The organism is Streptomyces sp. NPDC059224, from assembly GCF_042754285.1.
In the GTDB taxonomy this organism is placed as follows: domain Bacteria; phylum Actinomycetota; class Actinomycetes; order Streptomycetales; family Streptomycetaceae; genus Streptomyces.
Genome location: NZ_JBHZAN010000011.1, coordinates 1 through 26541, shown reverse-complemented (window position 1 = coordinate 26541; position 26541 = coordinate 1). Strand labels below are relative to the sequence as shown.

Genomic DNA, 26541 nt, shown 5'->3' with positions numbered 1-26541 from the left:
TCGCAACGTGCAGGCCCTCGCGGTGACACGCGATGGCGCCGATGGGCCGGCGCCGGGGCTGCACGAGTGCGTGGACGTCGCATGCCGCCGCGGTTACAAGGGCCCGTCCAGGAGCGACTGTTCCGTGGCCAAGGACCCTTGGATGTGTCGGCGGCGGCTGTTCAGAGCCAGCCGCGGCGGGCCGCCTGCCAGGCGAGCTGCATACGGGTCGTGGCCCCGGCGAGGGTCATCATCCTTTGGATGTGGCGCTGGATGGTGCGCCGGCTGAGCCCCATCTGACTGGCTATGGCCTTGTCCGTGATGCCCGCCACCAGCAGGGAGAGGATGCGGCGGTCGGTGCCGGAGAGCGGTTCGGCCGCCTGCACGGCGGCGATGTCGGGGATGGTGCCCGCGGTGCTGAGGTCGAGGGGGACCGCGGTCTCCCAGTAGCGCTCGAAGAGCGAAGTGAGCGCCTCCAGGAGACTGCTCTCGCGGACCAGGGCCGCGGTGGGTTCACCGGGGGAGCCCTGCGGGCCGCCGGGCACCAGCGGGCAGATGGCGACGGACCTGTCGGCGACGGCCAGCCGCAGCGGCAGATGGGGCACGCTGCGGGCGATCTCCCCGGCCTGTACCCCCTCGATCACGTTGTCCACGGCGTGATCGTCGTCGAAGAACGCCTGCTCGTACAGGACGCGGTAGCGCACCCCGCGGGCGAGGGCGTCGTACTCCGCGCGGTTGCTGCCCGACGGCATGGCGACGTACTGGGCCTTGCAGAACCAGAGCATCTCGTGCCCGGCGTTGTCCTGCATCTGCCGGAGGTGCTGCCGCAGCGACTCGGCGCCCGTGATCACCTCGATCAGCTGGCCGGCGTCCTGGCGGCGCCGGGCGCCCCGGTACAGGTCCAGCAGATCCGTGACCGTGCTGCGGGCCTTGTCGAGTTCGTCGGTGCGCCGTTGCAGCCGGGGCAGCAGCGCCACGTCCGGGGGTACGGCGGAGTACTGGGGTGGCACGTGGTCGGTGGGGCTGGCGAGTCCCTTGCCGGTGAGGGCCGTCAGCACCGCCTCCAGCGTGTCCTGCGGCAGTTCGCTCTGCTCCGCCAGTTGGCGCGCCGAGGCCGTGACCGCTCCGACCAGGAGGCGGTACACGGTCTCTTCGACGGCCGTCAGCCCTGCCGCCTCCAGCATCGGCGATCCCTCTCTGCCCCTCGCGGGGCTGCGGCCGCCGGTGCCGTGCGCACCGGCGGCCGCAGCTTCCCGTTCTGCTGCCTCACCAGGTCACTGCCGTGCGGCGGAGCCCCGGTGGAGGAAGGCGCGGTCGATCGTCTGCCGGACGCTGTGCCCGGCGTCGTCAGCCGCTGTGATCCGCAGTGTGACACAGGAGTTGCCGTGTACCCGAGACGGCCGTTCGACGGCCGCGGTGAAATGTCCGGCCTTTCCACGGGGTGCGGAGGTCTGTGCCGTCACCCAGGTCTTGCCGTCGTCGTAGGACGTCTCCACCTTGAGCCTCGTGCCGTGCGGGGCGGGCAGGCCGTCGGGCATGCGGACGTCGAATCCCAGCGTGTACGTGCGCTGCGGGCCCACGGCGTTCTCGGCGTCGACGGGAACCGAGTAGTCCACCTGGAGCAGGGGAAGCAGCGTGGGGCTCGTGGTGGTGTCCGAACCGAAGGACCAGGAGGTCTCGGTGCGGGTGCCGAAGCGCCAGTCGTCCGAGTCGCGTCCCGTCGTCAGGTCCAGCCGGTAGCCGCCCTGACCCGCCGGAACCTCGAAGGCGCCCCACGCGCCGGTGTCTGAATGGGCGACGCGCTGTCCGTCGCGGTACAGGTCGGCGACCGCGGTGTCGCCCGTACCGGACGCACGGGTGCCGATGCCGCCGAGACTGTCGCTCTCCGCGAAGGACCAGTGGCCGGCGGCGTCGGTGAAGTCCGGGACGTACAGGGACAGGGTGTTGCCGTACCTGGTGGAGGCGGGCCAGCCGGCCACGCCGTGCGGGACGGACGGGCGGACCGGGGCGGTGAACCATCGCTCCGTGGCCTGCTGTCCGGCCCGGTAGGTGTGGGTCGCGTCCCGCATGCCGACCTGGAGCGGGAAGTCCTGGTCCAGGATGGTGTCGTGATGGACGACGTGGTTCCAGAGGGTGTCGCCGGCGGTCACGTACTCCACGCGCTCGCGGCCCACGGGCACGTTGCGCGTGTACTGGTTCCACGCGGTGTCCTGGTAGGGCCGCCAGGCGAAACGCTGCTCACTGGCCCAGTCGGAGGCGCCGGTGCGGGCGTAGGTGGCGTGGACGACCGCACTCCCGTGTCCGGAGACGGTGTGCACGAGGTGCTGCGGGACGCGCTGACGGGACACCTGCATGACGTCATAGAGGTAGGGGCTGCGCACCGTGCCGGTGAACCGGACCTGGGTGGCGGCCCGCCCGCTCCGCTTCAGGATCGCGGTGCCGTCCGCGTGGCCCGCGCGCATGACGGGCAGGGCGAGGCGTGTTCCGTCCGGGCTCCAGCGGGTCCACGGGTAGAAACCCTCCGGCATGACGAGCATCAGAGCCTTGGCGCCGGCGTCGGCGGCGGCCCGCGCGAGGGCGGTGTCGTCACCGAAGTCGTAGCGGATCACGGCCAGTCTGCCGCGTACATGGGCGGCCTTGAGGTCGGCGGCGGTGCCCGTCCCGGCGTCCACGGCGGTCAGTCGGACGCCCTTGTCGTCGAACACCGGTGACGTCGGCAGGTAGTAGGGGGCGAAGGACCGCGAACTTCCCTGGCTCCTGGCGGTCAGTTGGGGAGCCGTCAGCTGCCAGCGGGAGGCGAACTCGAAGGTGCCGTCCGTGACCTGCGCGGTGGGGCTGACGTAGATCCGCTTGGCGATGTCGAAGTACATGACGCCCTGGATCAGGCTGTTCCCGTCGATCTGGCGGTATGTCTGATAGCTGAGTGCGCCGTGCTGTTCTGACGGGCGCGGGGTACGGATCTTCACTTCCGTCACCTTCGAGGCGTTGAGGGTGACGGTCGAGTCCTTGGTGACCCGCACCTGCGGGTTGATCACCTCGCGGAGTTCCTGGCCGTCGGCCGCGTTGTCCAGGGTGCCGAAGCTGACCTGGTAGGTGCCCTCTTCGACGTCGGCGACCGCCGGGTCCAGGCTGGAGTACTGGGCGAAGCCGTCGGCTCCCCAGATCGTCGGGGCGGCCTGCGGTATCACCTTGCCGTCGCGGTCCTTGGCGATCACGGTGAGCCGGTGCAGAGGCGCGTGCACGACGAGGGACAGCGTGGTGTGGGCGAGCGCGGTGCCGTCCGGTCCGGTCGCGGTGGCGTAGCCGTAGTAGGCGCCGCGCGCGGCATGCGCGCCGTCCGCGCGGACCGGGACGTCCGCCGAGGCCCCGGGGGCGAGACGGACGGTGCCGGAGTCCAGGGTGATCACGCCGTCGGCCAGGGCGACACCGTTGTCGCGGGTGAGTGAGGCCGACAGCCTGAGGTCGAGCGGGTGGTCGCTCTCGTTGGTGTAGTGCAGCGTCGCCACCTGCCGCGGTCCGCCCGCGTCGGCGGTCTGGAGCGCGGGCAGGGTGACGGAGCCGGTGGCCGTCAGGGCCCCCATGGCCGCGCCGATGTCGATGCGCCCGCCGCCCTGTTCGGTCACCTTGGTACCGGAGACGAGGTGGGCGGTGCTGATGAGCGCGTCCTTGAGCTGCGGCCCGCTCCACTCGGGGTGCCGCTGGGCGAGGAGGGCGGCGGCCCCGGCGACGTGCGGTGTGGCCATCGACGTACCGGACGCGGCGGTGTAGTAGGTGTCCACCGGGGTGCCCATGGCCGTCCCCGAGGCGCGGGCGGCGACGATTCCGACACCGGGCGCCGTCACGTCGGGCTTCACGGCCTTGTCGCCCGGACGCGGGCCGCGGCTGGAGAAGGGCGCCAGGGAGTCGTCCCGGTCCACGGCACCGACGGTGAGGGCGGCGTCCGCCGCACCGGGCGCGCCGATGGTCGAAGCGCCCTGCTCCCCGGCGTTGCCCGCGGCGACGACGAACAGTGTCCGCCCGGAGGCGGACAGGGTGTCGACGGCCTGGCTCATGGGATCGGTGCCGTCCGAGGGCGCGTCCGAACCCAGGCTCATGTTGACGACCTTGGCGTGCTCCGCGGTCGCCCACTCCATGCCGTCGATGACCTGCGACTCGGAGCCGTACCCGTCGTCGCCCAGCACCTTGCCGATCAACAGGTCCGCTCGCGGCGCGACCCCGCGACGGGTCCCGGAGGACGCCGCTCCACTGCCGCCGACGATCGACGCGACGTGCGTGCCGTGCCCGAAGTGGTCGGTCACGCTGCCGCTGTCCGAGAAGTCCCTGGACTCGGCGATCCGGCCCGCCAGGTCCGGGTGGCCGGCGTCCACACCGGTGTCCAGGACGGCCACCTTGACGCCCTGCCCCTCGAAACCGGCCTTCCAGGCGGCGGGCGCGCCGATCTGGGCCGTGCTGCGGTCCAGCGCCGGTGCCACTCTGCCGTCGAGCCACACCCGGGGGGTCTGCGCGATCCGGGCGGTGCCCGCGGGACGCAGAGTCTTCCAGAACGCACCGAGGTCGTCGTCGTCCACCCGCAGGGACGTTGCGCCGATGCTCTGCAGCCGGCGCTCGGGCACGGACGCCGTGTTGAACGCGGAGAGCCGGTCCGCGGTCGTCGCCACGGCCTTGCGGCTCGGCCCCGTCCCGGCCGCCGCACCGCCCGGCTCGGAGGAGATGATCAGCGGGAGCGCCGAGGTGCCGGACTCGTCGTAACCCTGGGCGATGAGGCCGGTGACGTCGAACAGACGCCGGTCCAGGGTTCCGGCGGCCACCAACTCCGCCGCGTCGGAAGGGAGTACGGTCATCGTGCCGTCGTCCTGCTCGTACGTGCGGAAGACGATGTCCCGGCGGCCCGGACCGGGCACCACCGAGGCGGCGCGCCGCCCGTCGCTGCCGGGTGTCACCGTCACCCGGTCACCGGTCACCAGCCGTACGGTGGACGGCGACCGGCCGGCGCCCTTCGTCTCGGGAGTGCCCGGGGAGGACGCCCGCGCGGAGGCGGACGACAGGCCTCCCGTGGTCAGTACCAGTGCTGTTGATATCGCCGCCGTCAGACGGATCCATGCCATCAGTCACACACCTTTCGTGCAACGCGTGATCGCGCGCTGTTCGAAAGAATCTGCTGAGCGGATCGCCATGTCACGGGCCCACGATGTCGCGACTGCGACATGTCACAACTGCGCCACCCGGCCGGGCCGGAGGCCGGTGGCCGCGGTCGCCGCTGTGAGGGGCCGGCGTCCGGCGGCGCCCGCGAAGCCGGCCCGGGGCGGGATGGACCCGGGGATCGCGGGGCCGACGGCGAAAGCGGTTCGCGAGGTGACGGACTCGCTCATCGACCTGTCCTGCCGGGCCCGGACGGCGGAGTCATCGGCCGCCCTGCGGCCCCCGCCTTCGCGCCGCCAGGAACACCAGCGCGCCGCCGGCCATCAGCAGGGCGGCGGTGCCTGCCCGCAGCAGGACTCCGTCCGCGCCCGTGGCGGCGAGCCCGCCGCCGGTCGTCGTCCCGCTCACGGTTCCCGGCCCGGAGCCGGACGGGCTCGCGGTGGCCGTCGCCGACGGCGGCGGGGAGGCGGGTGAGGGGCTGGACGTCGCCGATCCGGTGGCCTTCACCGTGATCGCCGCCGTGTCGTTCACCCGGTCGTCGTCACGATTGGGGTACTTGGGGTTCTCCAGCGCACGCACGCTGCCCCGCGCGCCGGGGACGACCCGGTCGATCCGCACCGTGAACCGCTGCGTCACGGAGTCGCCCGGCCGGAAGTCCGTGCTGTTGATGTCGCAGGTGTAGCTCTTCGCACCGGCCTTGCCCGGTGTGCAGTTCCACAGCGGCCCGGGGTCGCCCTGCTCGCCGGGGCCGGGGGCGCCGGTGATGGTGGTGCCGGCAGGCGGGGTCACCACGAAGGTGCCGGAGGTGCCGGCGTCCGCCCACTGGAAGTCCATCCGGCCCGGCCCGTTGTTCCGCACGCCCACGGTGATGCTCACCGTCTCTCCGGCCTTGCCCTCGACCGTGTCACCGAGCGCCTGGTAGTCGGCGTGCTGGGTGGTGGCGAAGGTGCCGTACCCGGAGCCGGTGAACGCGGAGCCGGAGGCGACGGACCTCAGACCGAGCGGCACGCCGGTGCCGGTCCCGGGGAAGTCGGACGGGTCGAAGGAGTCGGGCGCGGTGCCGCCGACCGGCCACACGACGTAGGTGTTGTAGCCGTACAGTGTGTCCTCGGAGGCGGTGTAGCGCAGCGGCGCGCGCGTCTCATAGGCCGCGCCGGGCGCGACCGGGGTGTCGAACCGGCACCAGGCGCCGACGTCGGGCCGGTCCGAATAGTGACAGTTGGAGTGGTCACGGGCGAGAGAGACGCCTTCTGAGTCCTGCACCAGCAGCATGACGCCCTTGTCGGCGGGGGCCGTGCCGGTGTTGGCGAAGGCCGGGGTGCGCTCGAAGACGGCGCCGGGCGCGATGCCCTTCAGCGTCGGGTAGGGCCGGCGGACGAGCTTCGGCCCGCCGACCAGGACGTCCGTCTCTCCCGTTACCGTGGCGGCGTCGGAGGCGGTGGCGGTGTAGGTGATGGCACCGGTGTCGCCCGCCTTGGCGGCCGCGGTGGGCTTCAGGAAGAACGGGTCGATCGACTCCCTGCCCGACAGCGGGCCCACGTCGCACCGCACTTTCAAGGTGCCGGTGCTCACGCAGTCCCCCGTGACCACCATCGTCGCCTTCCCGGCGAGGGACGACGCGTCGACCGCGACCGAGACGTCATGGGCGTCCCCGGCCGAGGCGGTGATGCCGAGGTCCAGGTTCGGGCCCTCGCCCTCGGTGGGGAGGTAGTAGTTCTCCTGGGCGTCCAGGACGAGCGTCGTTCCGGCGGCGTGCGCGGCCGGGGTCGCGAACGCCGTAGCGGCGGTCGCGAAAGCGGCGGTCGCGAAAGCGGCGGCCGCGGCTGTCCGCCATGTTCTGCGTATCGTCAACACACTACGTGGACACGCCCGGACATCGGAAGGTTGCGCCCGAGTGTCCGTCAGCTGACGGGCGGGTGCCGCTCCGAGAGCCTCTCCGGTGACAGCCGACGGCCAGGAGTCCACCGGGCATCGGCACGGACCAGCCCGGGACCGGGATCCCCATCGGCCGGAGGCCGCGTTTCCGCAGGGCACCGAATGCCGTCGGCAGCCGTCTCGTCCCTGTTGCCGCTCGCGGGCCGCAGGCAGACCGGTCCGACGTGGGCTGCCACCGTCACCACCGGGTGCAGGGGGAGTCCGTGCTCCCTTCCGGCAGCCGCTGGCGACCGGCGACGGAGAGCGGACGGCGGGGGAGAGCCGGCCGGGGTGCCGATGAGGTACGGGGTGCTCGGAGGGTGAGCCGCTACGGGTTCGGCAGAGGCCGCTGATCCTCGGGAAGACGCGTCCATGCCTGTCCGGTCGATTCGAATCGCGGCGCGCTGCGGTCCCAGTCCTGACCGACGTACGCCATCCTTGTCCCGCGCTCTGTTCACATCCCGTCGGCGCCCGGGCCGTCGGGCGGGTCACGGGGTCGTGGCGGCTGCGGTGTCGGTGTGTTCGCCGGTGACGAGGTAGACCATGCGGCGGGCGATGGAGACGGCGTGGTCGGCGAAGCGTTCGTAGTAGCGGCCGAGGAGCGTGACGTCGACCGCGGTCTCCACCCCGTGGTGCCAGCGGTCGTCCATCAGGTGCTGGAAGATTCCGCGGTGGAGTTCGTCTATGCGGTCGTCGTCCTGTTCCATCTGTGCGGCCGCGTCCACGTCGCGGGTGACCAGGACGTCGGCGGCCTGTGCCATCAGGCGCTGGGCGAGATGACTCATCTCCAGGAGGGTGCGGCGCAGATCCTGCGGGACGGCCTGTTGGGGATAGCGGCGCCGGGCGACCTTGGCGACGTGCTGGGCCAGGGCCGAACAGCGTTCCAGGTCCGCGCTCATGCGCAGCGAGGTGACCACGATCCGCAGATCGGTCGCGACGGGCTGCTGGCGTGCCAGGACCGTGATGGCCCGGTCTTCCAGCTCTCGTTGGAGGTCCTCGACACGGCCGTGCGTGCCGAGCACGCTCTCGGCGAGGTCGATGTCCGCGTCCAGCAGGGCGCTGGTGGCCCGTCCCATGGCTGAACCGACGAGGTTCGCGATGCCGACCAGGCCCTCACTGATCGAATCCAGTTCCGCGTGGTACGCGTCCCGCATGCCGGTCCTCACTCTCCAGTTGTCCATCGTTTTGCACCCGCAAGGCTCCCACACTTACGCACACCCGGATCCGAGCCCTCCGACCGCATGGTGCGGGACACCCACCGGCGCGCCGGTCCGCAACCGGACGCCCGGCCGGAAAAGGCGGCGTACGCTCCGTCAGCCGAGGACGTCCGGAACGTGATGTGCCCACGGTGTCCTCCACGCCGCCGGCTCGGGGGTATGGGCGCCGTGGCCAGGGAGGGGCGCGGCACGTGCTCTTACTGGTCCCCCGCCCGGCCGCGGCTTCCCGCGGCCCTGTTCCCCGCGTCCGCGGCATGATCCGGTGGGCGTCGGCGGTCCGCTGCGGGGCAACCGTACCTGTCGTCGCCATCAACAAGTGGCTGTGACTGACGCATTCGATCCGGTCCTGGCCGTCCTAGCGCCGGAATTATGAGTATTCCGATCCCCACCATGCACCGACTCGCCAGCAGGATCTCAGGCGCGGGCCGTCCGCGTTTGAGCCCGGCACGATCCGCACACCGCGGGCTGCATTCGGCGGATGAACATCAAGCAGCCGGCAGCGGCCGGCAAGTGACCCGAGGCTCTAGTCGGGGGCTGACCCGTCGGCGAGTCGGTTGCTGCGGTCGATCTCCGGCATGTGCGTCTCGGCCCAGACCCGCAGGGCGGAGAGCGGGACTTCCAGGGACAGGCCGAGCTCGGTGAGCCGGTAGTGGACGGCGGGCGGCACGGTGGGTTCCACGCGGCGCGCGACCAGGCCGTCGCGGACCAGGCTCTGCAGGGTGACGGACAGCATCTTCTGTGAGATGCCCGGGACACGGCGGCGCAGTTCCGCGAAACGGAGCTCGCCCGGAGCCACCTCGGCCAGCACCTTGACCGCCATCGACGTCCACTTGGTGCCGATACGGTCGAGCAGCTGACGGGTCGGGCAACGCGGATCCAGCAGGTCACCTCGCTCACCGATCCGCCGGACGGGTTCGCCGGGCTTCGATGTGGTCACCCGGGGCTCACCACCTGAAGGGAAAGTGCCGTCTTGGACGGGTCAGGTTAGTTCCCTAGCGTGACCTTGTCACCATTTCTCACCACCCTGGAGTCCCTTGATGCCCGAGCTGCGACGTGTCCTCGCCAACGGTGTCGAACTGAACGTCGCCCTCTGCGGATCGGGCCCTGCCGTCCTGCTGCTGCACGGCTTCCCGCACACCTGGGAGCTGTGGACGGACGTGATGGCCGACCTGTCCGGCCGCTACCGCGTGATCGCGCCGGACCTGCGCGGGTTCGGCGCGAGCAGTCGGACCGCCTCCGGATACGACGCGGGCACCCTGGCCGAGGACGCGGCGGCGCTTCTCACCGCGCTCGGTGTGTCCTCGGCGGCGGTGGTGGGCATCGACGCCGGCACCGCGCCGGCCTTCCTCCTCGCCGTGCGCCGCCCCGGTCTCGTCCGGCGCCTGGTCGTCATGGAGTCCCTGCTGGGCAGGCTGCCCGGCGCCGACGACTTCCTCGCCGACGGGCCCCCGTGGTGGTTCGGCTTCCATTCCGCCGCTTGCAGCCTCGCCGAGACCGTGCTGGAGGGCCACGAGGCCGCCTACGTCGACTGGTTTCTGAGCGCCGGCACGCTCGGCGACGGGGTGCGCCCATCCCTCCGGGACGCCTTCGTCCGCGCGTACACCGGCCGCCAGGCATTGAGCTGCGCGTTCTCGTACTACCGGGCGCTGCCCGAGAGCGCGGTACAGATCGAGCAGGCGGTCGCCACTGCACGCCTGACGGTGCCCACGATGGCGCTGGGCGCCCGGCCCGTCGGTGCTGCGCTGGAACGCCAGCTCCGCCCGGTCACCGACGAGCTCACCGGACATGTCATCGAGGACTGCGGCCACATCATCCCGCTGCACCGTCCGCGCGCCCTGCTCACGCTGCTGCGTCCGTTCCTGGCCGGTGAGGACGCGACAGCAGCGTGACCGGGGCGGGGCTCGTCGCCTCGACCCGGCCTCGGACCGCACCGGGCAACGGGACCGACGCCCACGTCTGGCCCGAGTCGGACAGGCCGGCCGCGGCAGCCCGGACGGCAGTGATCGCGGACGGCGCCTGCCTGGGCACCGGACTGATCGTCCCGCACCGCAGGAGACCCGGACGGCCACTCCTGCGCGGACCGGAGGAGGACGACGCCGAGCCAGGCGCGTCCACGCCCGTGCCGAGCGTCTTCGTCAGCGATCTCGCGGGTCCGGGGTAGGAATGGTCGACGACCACAGGATCGAGCGAGGAGTCGAGCGTTCGACTTCGCAGGAGCCCCGTCTCCTTCACGACCTCCCATGTCTGCTGTACTTGAGTAGACTCTGTGCAGAATTCACCGTTCGCATTGGTGAACTTGCCGGAGTCGCCCTGTTGCGGTGCGTCACCGGAACCGGGGCCGATCCACGTTCCCACGACGAGTCGAAACGACCCGCCCGAAAGCCCGGAAGCGATGCGGTCGACATGATTTTCGCGATGGCATTTGCCGTGCTCGCCGCCGGCAGCAACGCCTGGGGCACGGTCCTGCAACGGCGCGCCGCAACCGCTACGCCCGAGGCGCATTCCCCTTTCGCACTGGCCCTGGCCCTGGTGCGCAATCCCGTCTGGCTCGGGGGCATCCTCGGAGTCGTCGGCTCGGCGCTGTTCCAGGCGCTCGCGCTCAATTTCGGCAGCCTTGCCGCCGTCCAGCCGATCTTCATCCTCGAGCTGCCGCTCGCGCTGGTCTTCGGCAGCCTTGTCTTCCACGTCCAGGTCTCCCGGAAGGCATGGGGATGCGTCGTCGCCATCTTCGCGGGCTTGGCGATCAGTCTCTTCTCCGCCGCGCCCACCGGCGGCCGAGAGCAGGTCCCCGGCATGTGGTGGATCCCGACGGTCGTCGCCGTCGGCGTGGTGGAGACCGTCCTCATCACCGTCGGCCTGCGCCGCCCGCACGGCCTGGCCCGCGCCGCCTGTCTGGCCGCGGCGGCCGCCGTCGGCAACGCCCTCACGGCGGCGTTCGTGAAGTCCGCGACGCACATCCTGTCCCGGCAGGGAACCGTCGCCTTCTTCCTCGCGTGGCAGACCTACGCCTTCGCGGTCGTCGGCTCGCTCTCCATCGTTCTGCTCGGCTACGCCATGCAAGGCGGCCCCCTCATCGCCTCCCAGCCCGCGCTCACCCTCGGGGACGCGGTGGTCAGCTTCTGCCTCGGCGTCACCCTCTTCGCGGAGTCACCCCGGCAGGGCATGTGGCTCATGCCCGCCTTCCTGGGGGTCGCCATGCTCTCGTACGGCGTCTTCGTGCTCTCCCGTACCCGCTGCCTGGCGAAGTGCGTCGACCGGGACGAGGTGGGAGAGGCGGACCAGCCGCAGCATCGGACCGCGACGACGGTCCTGTAGCCGTCGGGCGGACCGGCCGGGCATCGTTACGGCGTGCATCGTGTCGCGCACGCGGACTGCGCATTCGTCGGCCTCGGTGCCCGCACCACCGGGCCGGCCGCGATCTGCCTGCGGCGGGCGAAGTCCTCGCTGACGTCGTCCGGGTGCCAGGGCGTGGCGATTGCCGTCACCGGTGGCAGCGGTCAGATGACGGCCCAGTCGCGCAGCTGGCGAGCGATCCGGGCGACGCCGAGTGCTCCGGAGGCGGCGTCTCGTACCAGTGCGACCGCGGCTTTGGGCAGGTAGTCGAGCTCGCGCGCGTTGAGGATCAGATAGGCCTCGGCCGCATGCCAGGCGAAGGCGTCGTTGGAGTGTTCCAGACACGGCAGCCTGGCCAGGGTCTGCAGCAGCGCGGCGGCCCTGAGATACAGAGAGCCGTAGACGTCTTGCTCCATCGCCCGGGCATTGACGCGGGCGACGGCCGCGTACAGCGGTCCGAGGTCGTCGACCTGCGGATCACCGTCCAGGAGTTCCGCGGCGTGCAGCAGGAACGTGATGTCAAGCGGGTGGGGCTCCGGCTGGGTCACGCGGCGTGGCCTCGCTCCTGGGACTGCTCGATGTCCCGACGCGCTTCCTGCTCGGCCGTCCGCTGCTCGGCAGTCGGGTCCAGACTGCCGGGCTCAGCGCTGAAAGCCGCTCCGCTGCGGGCCATGGACGCCCGGAAACCATCCAGGAACCTCCGCTCCACTGCCGTCGCGCGATCGTAGGCCGCCGAGAGGATGTACTCCTGCATGCTCACCCCTGCCTGCTTGGCCGCTGCCGCGATGGCGGCCCGCTGCGCAGGGTCGGGGAAGCGCAGGTTCATCGCTGTTTTGCCATCAGACATGGCACTGATGGTACCAGCGGTACCATGCGCGGACCTCGGGATCGATACAACCCGTCCGCCTTCCGTCGCCCCCACCACCGATGAGGCTGGCCGTGTGGCGTTCAGGTACGAGGAAGTCCCCTGACGGCGGTTCCGTCACTTCTACGGGCCGGGCGAGGACATCCCCGGACACCAGGGCGGCACGATCGCGGTGGGAGCCCTGGCGGCGCCGTTCCTGATCCGGATCGCGGCAACCGGGCGCGCCGAACTCCGTGCCCGAACTCTTCGCCTGGTCGCCGAGATCGGCCGCCGCAGCACATGGGCGACGGATCGCGGGAAGGCCTGCTCCAGGTCGCCGAGGAGCCGTTGATGATCGAGGGCAGCACGATGCGCCCGGTGGACTGGACGATTCAGGCCGCCCGTCAGGCCGTCACGGACGACCTGCACCTTGTGCTCCCGCATCTCTGCGGCACCGACCCGGAGGTTCGCTCCGTGACCGCCTACGCCCTGGCTGCCACCACAGGCGGGCTCGCACACGTCTCCTCGGCTCTGGAGTGCCAGCCCACGCACGAAGACGATGCGGTGGTCCGGGTGGGCCTGGTCCTGGCGATCGCCCAACTCGCCCGCCAACACCAGGATGAACACGCTCCCAGCTGGGCCCGGGACCTGTGGTCGGATCCCGGACGACCGCCCGAGGTCCGTATCGGCGCCGCCCCGGCCTGGCTGCGCCTGGTAACCGATACCGCTCCCGACGAGCTCCGCACCCTCCTCACCGACCCCGGCATCCGTCCATACGACGACCTGCTCCAGCCGGTGCCGTGGCTTACCTGGGTCGACCCCCGCCGGCGTCTGGCTGCGCAGTTGCATCGACGACATGCTCACGGCGAACATCCCCGCAAGAGCGCTGGACGATCCTTGGGGTGGGAGAGCATCGGCCTGAAGCATCCAGCGGTCAGCCGGCCTTGGCGGATGCCTCGGCCCGCGCCCGGGTGCCGGCGAGGCGGTAGGGGCCGTCGCGCCGGTTCCGGGATGGCCCAGTTGAAGCTGAGCCGGTCGACGATGGCCGTGCAGAGGCTGCGCTCACGAACGGGTCGTGGGCCAAGGCGGCACCGTTGGGCCCGGGACGGCGCGATACGCCTCGTTGATCACGGCGCACGGGGCGACGGCGGCGACGAGAGAGCCCTCGTGCTCGTCGTGCTCAGAGTGAGCGTCGGCACCTCCGGGTTGCCAGAGCCGCGACGAGGACGAACACCCCGAGGGCGATCCCGGCAGTCGTGTAGAGACCAGGAGTGGCCCAAGCCGGGCCCGGCCACACGGACACCGCGACGTCGGCGCTGTCGTTGACGGTCGTCGGGTCGTTGCTCGGGTGGTGGCTGTCGCCGTCGGTGACGGTGACCCGCCCGCCACGATGCGCCGTTTCCTTGTCGATGCGGAGCGTGAAGGGGAAGGTCGTGGTGGCTCCCGCCTTCCCCGCCTGTGCTGTACACACGTACCGGCGGGCGCTCGGCTGCCTCACGGACGCTTCGGCAAGCGAAGAGCCGTCGGCGGCGAGGGCTCGGCAGACCTGGTCGATCACCTCCTCGTCCCGCTCGGGGTCGTAGGGCGACGACACGACGGTGGTGCCCGCCGGAACCGTGAACTCGACCTTGACCTTGGCCGGAAGCGCGCCTGGGCCGTCGTTGCGTACGCCGACCCGTACGTCCGCCCGACTGCCGACGGGCCCCCTCGCGGTGTCGGCGAGCGCGACCAAGTCGGTGGTGCTGCGCACGGCGAACTGGAGGTGCGCCGCGCTCTCGCCCGTCGCGTGCGGCGCTCCCGCGTCCTTGCCGTCCTCCTGGCCCGCCCCGGGGACGTAGCGGAGTGCGGATCCCTGTCCGGACTCGTACTGCGAGGCCATCTCCTCCGGCGGGACGTAGTCCTCCCCGAGCCCGGCGGCCTCGAAGGTCACGGTCGGGTAGATGGCGTCGTCGGCAAGCGTGAAAGCCTCGGGAGCGGCGAGGTGGTAGGACGCGCCGGGCGCGATGACGACATCGTCGGCGGGCAGCCTGCACCAGGCCGATGTGGTGCCGCGATAACGGCAGTTACGGTGCCTGCCTGCCATCCGGAGACCGTCGCGGGTACCGATGAAGAGGGAGACTCCGCGAGCGGGGACATCCCCGGCGTTGCGCAGGGTCAGCAAGACGGCGACCCGTCCGCCCGGCGTCACGCCTCTCCGGTCCGCCCGTGTCTCGACGGCCAGCGTCGGCTTGCCGACGACGATGCGGGTGCTCGCCGTGACGCTCGGCAGGCCCGGCGAGGTCAACCGGTAACGCAGCACTGCCGAGTCGCCCGCCTCGGCCCCGTCCGCGGGACTCACGCGGAAGGACTGCCTGCTCCCGCCGTGCCGGCGATCGACCAGTTCGCCACCGCAGCGGAAAGTGGGCAGCCGGACCGGGCAGTTGTCCTGACCCGTTTTCAGGACGGCGACGCCCCTGAGGTCCTTCGCGTCAAAGGCGACCGTGTAGTGGCCCGATCCTTGCTCCCCGAACTGCTCCTCGATGCCGAACCTCGATTCCGGGTTGTCCTCGGGATCACGCGAGACGTAGAAGACGAAGGGAACATCGAGCTCGGGACGGGATGTGTCCGACGAGGCCGAGCAGCCGAGGAGCCCCGCCAGCACGCCGAGGACGAGGACCACCACCGCGACCGCCACCTGGAAGGACCGGGGGCGCGAGGCACCACTGCCCGGTATTCGCTGAAACCTGGTGCTGACGCGCTTCGACGTGTACACGACGGTTACTGTGCCATGCCGTCAGAGAGACGGCGTCGTTGACGCCGTATGGTGTCCCGGCGTCGATGTTCAGCCGGCAGCGGGCCTTGCCGGCGGCCCGGTCGGTCGCTCCTGACTCAGCCGCCAACGGCGTGAACCGCGAGGTACGGAACATGGAGCCGGCCCCACGGGCGATCCCGACGACGGGGTCGATGTTCCTGAGGAAGACCACGTCGACATCCGCCTTGCCCGGCCGTCCCGGAGTCTGGAGGACAGCGAGGGCGGCCTGGTCGTCAGAGGCTGGGAAGTAGTCGCACGTGGGTATGGCGGGGATTCCGGCACCGAGGGCCCAGGCCACAAGTAACGCGGACGCCTCGACCGGAACGCCCTCGGCTTCGGGAGGACTTTCGATCGCGGGGGGTGCCCCTATGTCTTCGGTCAAGCTGTCTGGGTCATGTCGTTCGTGGCGGTGTCGGCCAGGTGCATGGCTGGACGTCAGGACTGTGGAAAGAGGGGTGGATTCATCAGCGCGGCCGTGTCGGTGCCCGGGACCGTCACGGTCTGCTCGTCCGGGGCGGCAAAGATCTCCTCGACGCTCGGCCGTCCTCTGGGCCTTCGGCCGCACCAGGGTGATCAGGCGCCGCCTGCCAGCTTTGCGGACGCGTCGGTCTTGGCCTCGCCCGGACAGAGGTCGGCGATCCGCCGCAGCGTCAGCCCGGGCAGGACGGCCAGCGGCAGGGCACGGACCGAGGCCGGCGGGTCGACGACGACCAGCACTGTTCCGTGCCTGGCCTTCAGCTTGGCGAACAGTTCGCGGAGCTTGGGCTCGGTGTTGGGCAGGGCCTGAGCAACAACGGGGGAAGTCGTGCCGGGCCCGAAGGTCGGAGGCCCCATTGCGAAGCCCATGGAGACCGTAACGGGGGGCGACAGCCAGCCGCCGAGCAGCGATCCGACTCCCCATGACGGCGCCCCTGGCACAGATGAAGCCAACGGTGCCAACGGCGGCGGTGATGGCGGTGGCCTCTTCGGCGGACCGGCCGCATGACACTTGGGGAACCTCAGCGAGCGGGCTCTCGGCGAGTTCTCCGTGCGGTCGTGCTGTGCGGCGGGCGTGGGGGTGCCTGGTGGTCATGAGCAGTCGAACCAGTGCCCGGTGGGGCGCTCGGGACACGTGCGGCATTCGAAGATGTACACGCCTCCGGCGTCGCCGAGGCACAGTCCGGCAGGGTTGTGGGCATCGGCCTTCCAGCGCCGGCCGCCGGATGCGTTTTCGTCGGTTCGGTCCTCTTCGGGTAGCCAGGTGCGCCAGGACTCGCCGTCGAACTCCCAGCTGGACACGGTCAGGAGGTGCTCCATCCGGCTGCCGCATCCTTCGCAGTCGGGCCATACCGGGTTCCTGGGTCCACCCCGGGTAGCCGCCCAGCTTGATCCCTGGTGCCTCCGCGAGGTGGTAGGAGTACCGCAGTCCGGTCTCGTCGAAGAGTGTGTCGAAGCGTCCTTTGAGCGCGTCGTGGATCTCGCTGGAAAGGTCCCGGCTCGGATACTCGGTCACCTGCTCCGGGTGCACTGCACAGCGGTCCGGGTACCAGTCTTCGGGAAGGCCTTTTGCCGGTGCAGGGGTGGGCTGTACGTCGCCGACGGCGGCGGAGTCCCGCCAGTGGACCTGGGGCAGGGGATAGCAGAACTCGCCGTGGGCGTAGGGGCACCACAGGACCTGCAGCAGGTCTGTGCCCTCGGGGAAGGGCAGGCCAGGCACGTCGGCACGACGGATCTGCACGACGGGAACCATGGCCACGGAGGGCTCCAACTGGCTCGTGGTGTCCATGTCGTAGTGCTCTTCCTCGCACACGGGCCACGGTTCCTCCGCCGGCCAGAGCAGAGGGCCGCCCACGGAACTGTCCTGACAGGTCGGGGAGCCAGGACGCGGGTGCAGGCGGACGGACTCACGACGGAAGGGGAGCAACTCGGGAAAGAGATGCTCGACGTCGACAGGACGGCCGGGTGTGTGTCGGGACATAGGCAGGACTCTAGAACTCAGGTACGACATACGGTCGTCGGGTGCACGAGACTCGTTCATGGCCGGTGCAGCCGGCCCGGTCGGCGCACCGGGTGCGGTTGATCACCGATGCCGCCGGTATCCCGTTTGCTGCCACCCTGACGGGCGGCAACCGCAGCGACGCCACCCAGCTCATCGCACTGTTCCAGACGGTGTCTTCCGTAGCTTTGGACGCTCCTCGTCTGCCGGCGGAAGCTCTGCTCACTGCGGTGACAAGTGAGCGTCCCAGGCGCGAAGTACGGCGCCGAGCAGGCGCCGGTGGGTCGCGATCCAGTCGGCGGGTAGGCAGACCGGCACTCGAACGGTCACCATGGAGACGAGATCGTCTTCCACCACCACCTCGGGACAGTCACGCTCACCGCCGAGATGGATGAAGACGGACGGTCCACGCTGGACGTGCAACCAGGCGATGTCCTCACCGGCCTCAAGACGATCCAGGGCCTCGCCCCACGAAGTCAGTCGTGACCGCCACAGCGAGAGTTTCACGCGTCCGGCGACGAATGGCATGTCAACGACGACCTCCGCGGCGAGGCCACCAGCCACGCCCTGAAGCGCGCCGAGCACCGTGATGCGAACGCTGTTGCCCTCGTCATCCTGGAACAGAGCCAGATTCAGCTGTGCTGCCGTCTCCTTGTCGCCTCCCACCAGCATGAAGCGATCTTGACGCACGACCGGTCAGGTGACCAGTGACCCGGACCTGCGCAGAGTAGTTCGCCGGAGGGCAGGAGCCGACGGGGCCGATGGCGACGCAACCCCTCGAAAGAGTGCACTGTGTGCTTCTACCTCGTCTGGGGCCCGTGGCGGGGCAGTTGGCTGTCAGCGGCGGGCCGTAGGGTCGCTGTCATGGCTGACGGGGATGCGGTGCGCGACGGGCTGGCCCGCTGGATGGAAGGAGACCACGAGTGTCGAACTCTCGGACTGTGGCGCGGTACGTGGTCACCCTCGCCGCGGAGTGAGTGGCCCGGTTCCGTCACCTTGGCAGGGCGCGGCGGCATTAGCATCTGTGTCCGCACGCATATCGACACTGACCACAAGGCGGAACCACTCGATGGCTGACGAGGCTTACCTCTTCCTGCTCCCCGACCGTCACCCGAGCCTCGGCGCCGCCATGGCGGCCGTAGCACCGCTGGAATGCGACCAGACCCCGGCCGTGCGGGGCTGGATCTCCGCCCACGACGTGGCTCCCTCCTCCGAGCAGTTGAGGATCCTTCCCGCCGGATCGGAGGTACTCATCCCCGAGGAGGCCGAGCGGCTGCCGGTCCCGCTGACCGCGCAGGAGGAGGTCCGCGTCCAGCAGGAGTGCGCACCCCAGACAGTCACCGACATCGAGCGCGAACTGCTGGACTACCGGGACACCACCCAGGGCTGGGAGACCCTCGTGCACCGGGCGCTGACCGCGGGCATCCCGGCCCCGCGCATCGCCCGGCTGACCGGACTCGACCCCCAGGAGATCGGCCGCATGACCGGCGTGTGACGCCGGGCCTCCCTCAGCGGGGAGCGGAGTGCGGCTCGGGCTTCGGGTCGGTGAGTTCCGGCTCCGGGCCTTCACCGACCGGCACCGGCGGCCGGCCCGTGTCGGCCCGCCACGCCTGGAAGGCGCGGGCGGTCAGCGCGACGACGGCGAGCCCGAGCAACCATCCGCCGAGCACGTCGCTGAACCAGTGCACGCTGGGCGCGACCTGGGTGAAGCAGACCCCGGGCAACCGACGGGGCGGCCACGGTCCGGCAGGCGACACGAGCCCGGCGCGGCGGCACGGGCAGCAGGACCGGCAGGAACACCGCGAACGAGGTGGTGGCGGTCATCGCGTGCCCGGGCGGGAAGGAATGGCCCGGTGCGTGCGCGCCGGGATCCTCCAGCGCCGGTCGTGCCCGCTCGACCAGCGTCTCGATCCCGAGCCCGATCAGACCGCCGGCCACGGCGGTCACCGCCGCCCACGCGTCCGGCCGCCGGGCACACTGCTCACAGCGGATGAGCACGAAGCGTCGATACTTCCGCAGAGGTCCTGTGGTTCAGGCGGTGGACGGCTGGCCCTCGGCCTGGGCGGACCGCTTGCCCAGGTTCCGCCAGGCTATGGCGCCCAGGATGGGGAACAGGACCATGATGATCAGCCAGCCTGCTTTGGGCAGCATGCGAATGCGGGCTGCAGGGGTCCTGACGCAGTCGACCAGGGAGTAGATGTACAACACTGCGACTACCACGTAGATCGCGCCGACCAGCAGCGACGTCATCGGGTCCCCTTACGGGCCAGGGCGGATGCCCGTCTACGTGCGGCTCGGGCCGGCCGCACTGTCGGTTGATGTTACTAGGCACCTGGGGCGAATCTGTGATCGCCCTCGGCCGGGATCCGTCTGCGCGGCAGGACTTGGTGCCGGTCGCGGTACGGCGTCGCGGGAGAGTGCGCGTGAGCGAGGATGATGGCGGGGGTGGCGGTGGCCAGATCTGCACCGGCGCTCGCGGGGCCTCTGCGGCCGGCGGGAGCGGGCAGAGTCCTGGACGTCCGGTCGATGGTGGGAACCACGGTGTTACGTGCCGGCCCCGCTGGCCGGTCCGAACCTTGCTCCGTCGGCAACGGCCCTGCGCGCCGTGGCCGTCGTCGCCCGCGCCGAAGTCTGATCCGCACCGTTGACGTTTCCTCCGCCGTTGCCCAGCGCGGAGTACGTGGACCACGCTCCTTGCGTCGCGTCGCGTCGCGTCGACGTTCAGGAAGGCCTGCCGGGTCTCCCTCTTGCGCGGATGCGCGGAGGGTGACCGCGGACGATACTTGTCGAATGGTCGAGCGTGTGGTCAGGGTAGGTGCGCCGGTCAGGGGGCAGGGCCGTCAGGTGCATGTGGACGGCGCGGCGGTCGGGGCGGTGTTCAGTCTGCGTGAGCTGGCCGAGATCATGCGCAGGGAGGGCTGGGCGGGCGTGGACGAGGTCGATGTGGCGAACTCACGTGACGTCGAATGGCACGGCGGGGGAGCCGAGGTGTGGTGACAGCACCTCTGCCCATGACCCGGATGTTCCCGGCCGGTCGACGTCGGGTGGGAAACCGGCTGCCCCGCCGGCGGAGCTGGCGCTGTGGGGATGACGCGCTCCGCCGAGCGGCACCGGCGGCCGGTCCCGGACGCGGGACGGGAGCGAACCCGGCGTGCGGACATGCGGCCAGGTCTCTGAGCGCCGCCGGGGGTGTCACGGGGAGGGGGGCGTCCGCCAGTCGGGGAGGTCTTCGAAGTGGACGTCGTAGCGGTCCTGTTCGGGCAGGAGTGAGGCGAACTCGGCTTCGCCTCGGCTGATCGCGGCGAGTTGCTCGAAGTAGCCGAAGCGTTCGATGCCGGGGCTGAGCACGACGACGACGTCGGCGCTGTGGCCTTGTGCTGCTCCGAAGACGTGGGGCAGGCCTGGCGGAATGACGACGAGGCCGCCCTTGCTCACGGTGGTGAGGGTGTCGCCGAGACGGAAGAGCATGGTTCCCTCCAGGACGTAGAAGAGTTCGTGGGAGCGCTTGTGGTGGTGGGGCGGTGCTCCGTCGGCGCCGGTGGTGAGGGTGAGCCGGCTGGCACTGACCGCGCCTCCGTCGGCGAGCAGTTCGAACGCGCCGTCGGTGAGTGCGGCTCCGGCTGCTTCTCCAGGCTGTACGACCAGGGCGTGGGGTGCGGCGTCCATGGACGACTCCTTCAATTCGGATGGTTTGACACGTTATGTCTACCGTGCATGTTCGGTAGCGGGGGTGCGACTGCGCTCGTGCCGCGCTCTGCGGCAGGCCGGGTGCAGTGGCCTGCCGCTCAGGTGGGCGTTCTTGGGAGGGGTCACTCCCAGGCGCCGCCGCCGTTGACCGCGGCGATGGTGCCCGTGACGAAGCCGCTGTCCTCGTTCGCGAAGAAGGCGACGGCGCGGGCCACGTCGTCGGGTGTGGCCATCCGGCCGAGCACGGTCTGTGCGGCCTGGCGCTTGCGGTGCTCGTCGCCGAGGAGGTAGGCGATGCTGGTCTCGTCGACCGGGCTGGCGGTGATGACGTTGGCGGTGATTCCGTGAGGTCCCATCTCCTGTGCCACGTAGCGGGCGAACTGGTTCAGGGCCGCTTTGGAGGTGCCGAGCGCGATCATCCCCTGCCGGGGCTGGCGGCTTGTCCCGGTGCTCATGAAGACGATGCGGCCGTAGCCGTGTGCCCTCATGCAGGGGATTACGGCCTTGGTGACCAGGAAGGCCGCGCGCATTTCCTCATCCAGCTTGGTGCCGAGCTCGGCCCATGAGATCTGTTCGAAGGACTTGACGGCGAACGGGATCAGGGCGTTGTGGACCAGGACCTCCACCTCGCCCATGGAGGCGCGGACCTGTTCGGTCATGCGGGCCACGGCGGCTGCGTCACGCACGTCGGCCTGGACGGCCATCGCCTCGCCTCCGGCGGCCTGGATGGATGCGACGACGTCGTTCGCGTCCTTGTCGCTGCTGAGGTAGTTGACGACTACGCGCATGCCGCGGGATCCGAGCAGCCGTGCCGTTGCTGCGCCGATCCCTCTGCCGGCGCCCGTGACGAGGGCGATGCGGCCGTTGTCGTGATGGTCTGTCATGAGGCTCTCCAGGGGGTGTGCGGGTGTGTGGTGCGGATGAACGGGCATCCGGGTCTGCATGTCCTGCGGGGCCGCCCGGCTCAGGGGGTTGCCGAGGTGGTGGCCGGCCCCGGGGGCTGCTGCTGGTGTCCGGCCGGTGCACGAGGCGCCGGCACGGCCGGTGTTCGCTCCGGCTCGCGCCCGGTGCGCAGCGCGACCAGGGCGAGGAGCGCCGCGGCCAGAAGTGCCGCGCCGCTGACGGCCGCGGCCAGGTGGACGCCGTCGGTGAAGGCGCGGCCGGCCGATGCGACGACGACGCGTCGTTCGGGGCCTCGCGGGAGTCTCTCCAGCGCGTGCAGACCGCCCTGGCCCAGCAGGACGCGGGCGCGGGAGGCGGTGGCCGGGTGCACGTGGCGGGATGCGAGCGCGCCCGGGAGGATGCCGGCGACCCGGCTGGTGACGACGGCTCCCAGTACGGCCGGCCCGAGCGCTGCGCCTGTCTGGCGCAGGGTGTTGCTGGCGGCTCCGGCCATGCTCATCAGGGCGGGCGGCACCGAGCCGACGGCGATCGCCGTCATCGATGCCAGGACGAGGCCGAAACCGGCCCCGATCGCGGCAAGTCGCCACCACAGGACAGCGAGAGCGCTGGTGGGGTTCAGGACGGTCAGGCTGAGGATCCCGGCCCCGGCGAGGACCAGCCCGAGGACGAGCGGCACCTGCGGGGCCAGGCGCCGCGCCATCCGGGCGGCGAGAGGGCCGGTGACGATGACGGGGCCGTTGATGATCGAGAACCGCAGGGCGATGGCGCCCTCGCTCTCGTGCTGGACACCGCCGAAGAACAGGCTCAGCAGGAACAGCATCCCGATCAGTCCGAACATCACGAGGACGGCCACGATGCCGGTCACGCTGAATTCCCGGCTCCGAAACAGCCGCAGGTCGAGCATGGGCGTGGAAGCACGGCGCTCACGCAGGGTGAATCCGGCCCCCGCGAGTGCTGCGACCGCGAAGCCCGTGACGACGCGCGTCGAGCCCCATCCGGCGGTCGGCCCCTCGATCACGGCGAAGACCAGCGCCGCGATGGCCAGTGCGGCCGCGAACTGCCCGGGAGCGTCCAGGGACCGGCCAGGTCGCCGGGGTGTCTCCTGCACGCCGGGGCCGGCGAACAGGAGACCGGCCACCGCGGTGGGCGCCAGTGCTGCGAAGATCCAGGGCCAGCCCGCACCGGCGGCGTCGAGTACCAGGGTGCTCAGCCAGGGACCGGCCACCAGGCCGATCGCCAGGCACGAGGCCCAGGCGCCGATGGCCTGGGCGCGCCGGCGGGGGTCCGGCACGGCGTGCGACACCACCGCGAGCGAGGAGGCCATCAGCGCCGCGGCCGCGAGTCCGAGGATCGCCTGAGCAGTCCACAGCAGCCGGACCGATGACCCCGAGCACAAGCCTGTCAGCGAACCGGCACAGATCAGAACCAGGCCTGCTACCAGCACCTTCTTGTGCCCGTACCGTTCGCCGAGCGTTCCCGAGAGCATGATGAAGGCCGCCAGGGCCAGCACGAACGCGTCGATCACCCAGGCCAGCGCACCGGTGGTCACACCGAGGCCGGCCTGGATGGACGGCAGGGCCGACGACACCGCGGTCTGGGGAACATACGCGCAGAAGATGGCCAGACACGCGACGCCCACGCTCAGGGCCGGCCGTCGCGGTCCGCCGGCCGCCGACCGAGACGGCGGGGGAGTGACGGAGCGGGACGGTCCCGGCACGGGGCGGGGTGGCGATGCCATGAAGTGCACCTCTGGGAGTTCAGTGAGAGGGGACTGCGCGATCCGGACCGGGCGCGTGTTCACCGGAGCCGTAATAACTGTACATGTACAGTTGTAAGGTGCAGGCGTTGTACATGTACAGGTGGGGAGTGTCACACTGCGTATATGGCCGCAGTGAACCCCCCGCCCCTCGACGCAGACCCGCCCGTCACCCCGAAGCCCGGCGTGACCCGTTCGCGGGACGGCGAGGCGACACGCGCCGCGATCCTGACGGCTGCCCGCGCCGCATTCGACGACAAGGGTTACGCCGGCACGTCGCTGCGCGAGATCGCCAGGAACGCGGGGATCAAGCCCTCACTCGTCGTCCACTTCTACGGCTCGAAGGCGGGCCTGCTGGCCGCCACCGTGGAATGGCCCTTCGACCCCGAAACGGTCGTCCGCGAGGTACTCGCCGAGGGCCCCGACCACATCGGCGAGCGTCTGGCCGACGTGTTCCTCAGAACCTGGGACCAGGAGGGCCGGCCCAACACCGCGCTGACTCTGATGCACGCGGCGTGCGAACGTCCGGAGGCGGCCACGCTGGTGCGGGAGTTGTTCACCGGCTGCGTCGTCAGCCCGATCGTCGCGGTGATCGACCCGGAGCAGGCCGGACTGCGGGCGTCCCTGGTGGCCAGCTACCTGCTGGGCCTGCACGTAGGACGCTATCTGCTGGCGTTCGACGCCCTCGCCGAAGCCGACGCCGACCTGCTCAGACAGAGCCTGGCGTCGACCATTCAGCACATGTGCACCGGCCCTCTCCGGTAGATCGGCCGGCCATCGTGCCCGGGCGCGGAGCCGTCGGGATCCGGCGGCCCTCTCCCGCCCCCGGGTGGCTCCGGTAGGCGACCGCACAGGACCCTGGCCGGCGGACGAGACCAGCTGATGGGCCGGCACGCATCGCGCCTTCGTCACTCCCGGCGGGGGTGCGCCGCGCGGCGCGGGCCGGATCGGCTCATGCACTGAGGGCTCTGGCACCTCTCCGCGGCGGGAGGAGGTCCGCGCGGTCGGCGGCCGGGCACCACGACAGCTGTCTCGCAGCCGCGGTGCCCGCCGGGGTGCGGGGGAGTGCCTGTGCTCAGGGAGAGGTCATCTGGGGGTGGGGGTGAACCAGTCCTCGGACTCCAGTTGGCGCCAGACCTCCTGGACGACGTGCGCGCCGCGGGCGATCACCCTGCGCTCGTCGTCGACGACCAGTCGGCCGTCGCTGACCTGCAGGACGCCTTCCGTCATGACGTGGCGGACGTGAAGTCCGTTGGCGTACAGCAGATTGTGCAGCGGCTCTGGCGGGGTGGTGCCTGAACCGGACAGGAACCCGCTCACGTCGATCGAGGTAAGGTCCGCCTTCGCGCCGACGGCGATGCGGCCGAGGTCGGTTCTGCCCAGGCCGTTCGCGGGGTTCAGCGTCACGCTCTTGATCATGTCCCACACGGTCGGGCGCCGCACGGGAACGGCGCTCTGGCCGTTGGTGAGGTCGTACCGGAGCCGGCCGTAGAGAACAGCGAGCTTGGCGTTCTCCAGAAGGTCGTTGGAGTGGGTGTCCAGGCCCACGTTCGTGTTGATCCCGGCCGCCAGCGCCTCGATGAAGGGCTGCCATCCGCCGGCGGATCCGGCCCCGTTGCCCGTCGGGCAGTGCGCGTAGGTGAACCTGACCTGTTCGGCCAGGAATTCCGCGTCCGTGGCCGCGTCCCACCCGCCCATGTGCGCGCCGAAGAACGGTATGTCGTAGAAACCGAACTCCTCGAGCCACGTGACCGGCCCCTTGCCCCACAGCCGCTGAACGGTCGCCGAGTCCCGGGCGATGGTGGCGAGATGGGTGTGGACGCCGTTGCCGAGCTGCCTCGCTCCTTCCATGACGGCACGGAGCGTTTCCGGTGTGTGCGTCTCCGGGCCGTGCGGCGTCATCATCGGCCGGATGCGACCGCCTTCGGCGCCGTTGACGGACAGGGCGAAATCCAGATTGGCCTGGATCTCGGCGAGGGTGTCCGGTACGGAGTCCAGGAGCACCTGGTCCGACTGCCGGAACCAGATCGGCATGACGCGCGACCAGCCGGGCACCATGCCGCCGGGATACCCCCGGACCCCCCAGGATCTCGCGACGCGCACATAGGACTTGGCCTGCCTGAGCGAGACGGACTGTTCCACCTGGGTGGTGCAGCCGCCCCGCAGGATCTCGGCGAGGTTGTAGGCGGTGAGGGCGTCGAGGTCGTCGTCGCTGAGCGACTCCGTGACCAGAAGCGGCCTGGCGAAGGGACGGCCGCTCTCGATCAAACCGCGCGTGGGCGAGCCGGCCGCGACGTGTGTGTGCCCGGAGATCATCCCGGGAATGAGGAGCTGCCCCTTCATCGGCAGGCGCACTTCCCGCCCCTGGACTCGTCCCGGCACGATGGCCGCGATGTGCCCGTTCTCCACGACGACGGAGTGGTCACGCCGGAGCTGCAGCTCGCCCCGTTCGTAGGTGAGCGTCCAACTCGGCTCGAGAACCAGTGGCTTGGCTCCCCTGCCCAGGACGGACACGGTTGCCTCACCCTCGCCGGCCACAGCAGGACCGGTGAGTGCTCCTCCGCTTCCGGCGCGGTCGGCCACCGCGTCATGCAGCGGGACGCGGCCGGCGGATCCAGGAAGAGATGCTTCCTGGGCCCGGGTGTGATCCGCTCCGGAACACACGGCACATCCGTCCGCGGCCGGCTCGCCGCCGGCGCGAGTCGCAGACCGGCGTCTCTCGGTCTCCCGCGAGGAATCCGTCATGGTGAGCCTTTCCTTCCATCTCTGCATTGCTGTGCGATCAGCCAGGTAGTCGACAAGTGCCGTACCAGGAGTCCCGCACGGAAGCGGCCGAGCCGAACAGCCGGGTGGAGTGCCGAGCCGCTGCCGGCAGCGCAGCCGCTGACAGCCGAGACGGGCGTCAACACATGCCCCGTGGATGCCGTATGACTGCGGCTACCGGCAAGACTATGGAAATCGGCTCCGTCAGCCGGTGCGGGTGTTCGTACTGTACATGTACAG

At 70.7% G+C, this 26541-nt stretch carries 22 protein-coding genes and 2 pseudogenes; 6 read left to right on the top strand and 18 right to left on the bottom strand.

Going from position 1 to position 26541, the window contains the following annotated elements:
• Positions 1–161: 161 nt before the first annotated feature.
• From ACFXI4_RS13425 to ACFXI4_RS13400, 6 genes are all read right to left on the bottom strand, one after another.
• Positions 162–1163 (bottom strand): helix-turn-helix domain-containing protein, encoded by a 1002-nt coding sequence (locus ACFXI4_RS13425; protein ID WP_384990082.1) that lies wholly within the window; start codon positions 1161–1163, stop codon positions 162–164.
• A 90-nt stretch (positions 1164–1253) separates the two neighbouring features.
• The gene (locus ACFXI4_RS13420) at positions 1254–5084 is read right to left on the bottom strand and encodes a S8 family peptidase (RefSeq protein ID WP_384990081.1); all 3831 of its coding nucleotides are present in this window, start codon (positions 5082–5084) and stop codon (positions 1254–1256) included.
• Between the two features lie 102 nt (positions 5085–5186).
• Complete coding sequence (locus tag ACFXI4_RS13415) at positions 5187–5348, bottom strand: hypothetical protein (protein ID WP_384990080.1); 162 nt, start codon at positions 5346–5348, stop codon at positions 5187–5189.
• 31 nt (positions 5349–5379) lie between these two features.
• Positions 5380–6972 carry a hypothetical protein gene (locus ACFXI4_RS13410; RefSeq protein ID WP_384990078.1) on the bottom strand — a complete coding sequence of 531 codons (1593 nt, stop codon included), beginning with the start codon at positions 6970–6972 and terminating at the stop codon, positions 5380–5382.
• Between the two features lie 548 nt (positions 6973–7520).
• Complete coding sequence (gene phoU, locus ACFXI4_RS13405; protein WP_362729712.1) at positions 7521–8186, bottom strand: phosphate signaling complex protein PhoU; 666 nt, start codon at positions 8184–8186, stop codon at positions 7521–7523.
• 586 nt (positions 8187–8772) lie between these two features.
• Positions 8773–9186, bottom strand: coding sequence for a winged helix-turn-helix transcriptional regulator (locus tag ACFXI4_RS13400; protein WP_384990077.1), 414 nt, complete (start codon positions 9184–9186; stop codon positions 8773–8775).
• Between the two features lie 100 nt (positions 9187–9286).
• On the opposite strand from ACFXI4_RS13400, the gene ACFXI4_RS13395 reads away from it, so the two are divergent.
• The 3 genes from ACFXI4_RS13395 (at position 9287) to ACFXI4_RS13385 (ending at position 11564) form a co-directional block, all read left to right on the top strand.
• Positions 9287–10138 carry an alpha/beta fold hydrolase gene (locus tag ACFXI4_RS13395; RefSeq protein WP_384990075.1) on the top strand — a complete coding sequence of 284 codons (852 nt, stop codon included), beginning with the start codon at positions 9287–9289 and terminating at the stop codon, positions 10136–10138.
• Positions 10135–10410, top strand: a complete 276-nt coding sequence (locus ACFXI4_RS13390; RefSeq protein ID WP_384990074.1) for a hypothetical protein — start codon at positions 10135–10137, stop codon at positions 10408–10410. The genes ACFXI4_RS13395 and ACFXI4_RS13390 overlap by 4 nt, the downstream gene beginning before the upstream one ends.
• 254 nt (positions 10411–10664) lie before the next feature.
• Positions 10665–11564 carry a DMT family transporter gene (locus ACFXI4_RS13385; RefSeq protein WP_384990073.1) on the top strand — a complete coding sequence of 300 codons (900 nt, stop codon included), beginning with the start codon at positions 10665–10667 and terminating at the stop codon, positions 11562–11564.
• A gap of 182 nt (positions 11565–11746) precedes the next feature.
• On the opposite strand, the gene ACFXI4_RS13380 is transcribed toward ACFXI4_RS13385, so the two are convergent.
• The 6 genes and pseudogenes from ACFXI4_RS13380 to ACFXI4_RS13355 all read right to left on the bottom strand — a co-directional run bounded on the left by ACFXI4_RS13380 (position 11747) and on the right by ACFXI4_RS13355 (position 17864).
• Entirely contained in the window at positions 11747–12130 is a 384-nt protein-coding gene (locus tag ACFXI4_RS13380; protein ID WP_384990072.1) for a fic family toxin-antitoxin system, toxin component, read from the bottom strand.
• On the bottom strand, positions 12127–12429 hold the full coding sequence (locus ACFXI4_RS13375) for a DUF1778 domain-containing protein (protein WP_384990071.1): 303 nt from the start codon (positions 12427–12429) through the stop codon (positions 12127–12129). Before ACFXI4_RS13375 ends, ACFXI4_RS13380 begins: the two co-directional genes overlap by 4 nt.
• A gap of 1177 nt (positions 12430–13606) precedes the next feature.
• A complete protein-coding gene (locus tag ACFXI4_RS13370) occupies positions 13607–15178 on the bottom strand; it encodes a hypothetical protein (RefSeq protein ID WP_384990070.1) in 1572 nt (523 codons plus the stop codon).
• Between the two features lie 639 nt (positions 15179–15817).
• Positions 15818–16051, bottom strand: a pseudogene (locus ACFXI4_RS13365) (transposase); the annotation flags it as partial.
• A 234-nt stretch (positions 16052–16285) separates the two neighbouring features.
• Positions 16286–16513 (bottom strand): hypothetical protein, encoded by a 228-nt coding sequence (locus ACFXI4_RS13360; RefSeq protein WP_384990068.1) that lies wholly within the window; start codon positions 16511–16513, stop codon positions 16286–16288.
• A 901-nt stretch (positions 16514–17414) separates the two neighbouring features.
• Positions 17415–17864 (bottom strand): DUF5959 family protein, encoded by a 450-nt coding sequence (locus ACFXI4_RS13355; RefSeq protein ID WP_384990066.1) that lies wholly within the window; start codon positions 17862–17864, stop codon positions 17415–17417.
• Between the two features lie 397 nt (positions 17865–18261).
• Here ACFXI4_RS13355 and ACFXI4_RS13350 point away from each other — a divergent pair, with 397 nt between their 5' ends.
• Positions 18262–18687 (top strand): DUF6003 family protein, encoded by a 426-nt coding sequence (locus ACFXI4_RS13350; RefSeq protein ID WP_384990065.1) that lies wholly within the window; start codon positions 18262–18264, stop codon positions 18685–18687.
• A gap of 13 nt (positions 18688–18700) precedes the next feature.
• Here ACFXI4_RS13350 and ACFXI4_RS13345 read toward each other — a convergent pair.
• Together ACFXI4_RS13345 and ACFXI4_RS13340 are read right to left on the bottom strand one after the other, a co-directional pair.
• A pseudogene (locus tag ACFXI4_RS13345) lies at positions 18701–19166 on the bottom strand (phosphatase PAP2 family protein); the annotation flags it as partial.
• A 57-nt stretch (positions 19167–19223) separates the two neighbouring features.
• A complete protein-coding gene (locus tag ACFXI4_RS13340) occupies positions 19224–19442 on the bottom strand; it encodes a PLD nuclease N-terminal domain-containing protein (protein WP_362715558.1) in 219 nt (72 codons plus the stop codon).
• A gap of 540 nt (positions 19443–19982) precedes the next feature.
• Between ACFXI4_RS13340 and ACFXI4_RS13335 the strand changes: the two genes are divergently transcribed.
• Positions 19983–20189, top strand: coding sequence for a hypothetical protein (locus ACFXI4_RS13335; protein WP_384990063.1), 207 nt, complete (start codon positions 19983–19985; stop codon positions 20187–20189).
• Between the two features lie 195 nt (positions 20190–20384).
• Here the strand turns inward: ACFXI4_RS13335 and ACFXI4_RS13330 are convergent, their stop codons facing one another.
• From ACFXI4_RS13330 to ACFXI4_RS13320, 3 genes are all read right to left on the bottom strand, one after another.
• Complete coding sequence (locus ACFXI4_RS13330) at positions 20385–20858, bottom strand: cupin domain-containing protein (protein WP_384990062.1); 474 nt, start codon at positions 20856–20858, stop codon at positions 20385–20387.
• A gap of 143 nt (positions 20859–21001) precedes the next feature.
• A complete protein-coding gene (locus ACFXI4_RS13325; protein ID WP_384990060.1) occupies positions 21002–21763 on the bottom strand; it encodes an SDR family NAD(P)-dependent oxidoreductase in 762 nt (253 codons plus the stop codon).
• Between the two features lie 80 nt (positions 21764–21843).
• On the bottom strand, positions 21844–23520 hold the full coding sequence (locus ACFXI4_RS13320) for an MFS transporter (protein WP_384990059.1): 1677 nt from the start codon (positions 23518–23520) through the stop codon (positions 21844–21846).
• 144 nt (positions 23521–23664) lie between these two features.
• On the opposite strand from ACFXI4_RS13320, the gene ACFXI4_RS13315 reads away from it, so the two are divergent.
• The gene (locus ACFXI4_RS13315; RefSeq protein ID WP_384990058.1) at positions 23665–24303 is read left to right on the top strand and encodes a TetR family transcriptional regulator; all 639 of its coding nucleotides are present in this window, start codon (positions 23665–23667) and stop codon (positions 24301–24303) included.
• A gap of 321 nt (positions 24304–24624) precedes the next feature.
• On the opposite strand, the gene ACFXI4_RS13310 is transcribed toward ACFXI4_RS13315, so the two are convergent.
• The gene (locus ACFXI4_RS13310) at positions 24625–26052 is read right to left on the bottom strand and encodes an amidohydrolase family protein (RefSeq protein WP_384990057.1); all 1428 of its coding nucleotides are present in this window, start codon (positions 26050–26052) and stop codon (positions 24625–24627) included.
• Positions 26053–26541 lie beyond the last annotated feature (489 nt).